This window comes from Lysinibacillus sp. NPDC097231, assembly GCF_044761885.1.
GTDB lineage: Bacteria > Bacillota > Bacilli > Bacillales_A > Planococcaceae > Lysinibacillus.
Genome location: NZ_JBIWDH010000075.1, coordinates 1 through 1,889 on the forward strand (window position 1 = coordinate 1; position 1,889 = coordinate 1,889).

Sequence of the window (1,889 nt, forward strand, 5' to 3'; positions counted from 1 at the left end):
ATCGAGTAGGAGGGGGTGACTAACCCCCGACCTCTCTCACCACCGTACGTACGGATCCGTATACGGCGGTTCAATTAAGATGAATAACGCAAGATTTCATAACGAGCTTGCAGACTTTTGAGCCCTTGGTTACTCCAATAAGAGTTACCAAGGGTTCTGTGTAATATTGGACTTTTTGAAATACGCCAGTAACTCTTGCGAGTATTGCCCCATTCGTAAGCCTTCCAGTCTGGAACTCCTAAGCGAATGAGGTTGCGCACTTTCGTGCGAGGCTTCTTCCAATTCTTCCATAAACACATGCGAAGCCTTCTTCTAATCCATCCATCCAGTGACTCAAATACAGATTTCGTATCCGCTAATGCAAAGTAGCCACACCACCCAATTAAGTATTGATTCAATTGTTGGATTCGGTACTCCATTGGAAATGGCTTCTTTTTAGCTGTTAATTCCCGAATTTTATTCTTCATTCGCTTTATGCTCTCTTTTGCAATTCGGACTTGTGGTTCTTTGCGGGAGGTAAAGCTAAATCCTAGGAATTTACGTTGCCAAGGACGAGCCACTGCGGATTTCTTCTCATTTACTTTCAATCGTAGCGTCTTCTCAATAAAGGTTTTGATACTTGCCATCACTCGTTCTCCTGCTCGTTTTGTTTTCACATAAATATTGCAGTCATCGGCGTAACGAACAAATTTATGACCACGTTTCTCTAATTCTTTGTCTAGTTCATCTAGCACAATGTTTGAGAGAAGTGGACTCAGTGGACCCCCTTGGGGTGTTCCTTCATCTGTATCATAAACGACACCATTTATCATGACACCCGATTGTAAGTATCTATGAATCAGCTTGAGTAAAGGTTTATCAGAAATTTTCTTCGCTAATGTACTCATTAGACGGTCATGGTTTACTTTGTCGAAGAATTTCTCTAAGTCCATATCTACTACCCAGCGGTATCCTTCTTTTATATAGCCTTTGGCTTCTCGGATTGCATCGTGAGCACTTCGTTTTGGTCGAAATCCGTAACTATGATTCGAGAAGTTCAGGTCGTATAGGTTGGATAGCACTTGGGCAATCGCCTGTTGAATGAGTCGGTCTGTCACAGTTGGGATTCCTAATAGTCGCACACCGCCGTCAGGTTTCGGGATTTCGATTCTACGGACTGGTTGTGGTTGGTAGGTTCCCTCAAGAATTTGCTTCTTAATCGTTAGCCAGTTTTCGACTACATGCTGTCGTAGGAATTTTACGGGCATCTCGTCTACTCCGTGGCTCCCTTTATTTCGTTCCACTCGTTTGAGTGCGAGAAGCAGATTCTCCCGTGATAGTATTTGATTCATTAACATCTCGTTCGACTCCTCCGTGAATAGCTTGTCTTCTTATAACAGTTTCTACTGCACCCGCTCAATGTCCCTCATGGGATTCACCATTACTTCCATTAAGTCGATCCTTTTGGATTTTCTGTGTTCATCATAGAAAACTGCATGCCAAGGGCTATTCTCTCCAAATTGTTCGGTCCTTCCCATTCATTCTAGAAGTGAATGGTATTATGACCTCTGCTGACTTCTGATGGTTCAGCTACCTATCGCTAAGTAGGTTACAAAGTGTACTTTGCGTTTCCATCAGATCTCCCCGGGTAAGCGTATGCACTTTCACACCATCTATCCGCCTCATTTACTCGATATGACCTTCGACAGAAAGGACTTTGTGTTGTTATGCACACTCATCCAATCATACCTAGCCTTCTATGAGATTCGTGTTCCTCGGACCGGTGTTTTGCCTCCAGCTTCCTTCAGATTCCGCGTCACCACGGACACCCTTGCTCTTGGCTAACCTCTACTTCTGTCTTCGGGGTTCGGGACTTGCACCCTATAGTTCATACGCATGCCGGGCGCACA

General features: G+C 44.2%; 1 protein-coding gene. It reads right to left on the reverse strand.

Annotated features, from left to right (window positions below; all coding sequences use genetic code 11):
* Positions 1–74 precede the first annotated feature (74 nt).
* On the reverse strand, positions 75–1,337 hold the full coding sequence (ltrA, locus tag ACIQXF_RS23030; protein WP_402788153.1) for a group II intron reverse transcriptase/maturase: 1,263 nt from the start codon (positions 1,335–1,337) through the stop codon (positions 75–77).
* Between the last annotated feature and the right edge of the window lie 552 nt (positions 1,338–1,889).

Coding starts and splice junctions, on each gene's coding strand:
- ltrA (WP_402788153.1), bottom strand. CDS start 1,337: ATGTTAATGAATCAAATACTATCACGGGAGAATCTGCTTCTCGCACTC.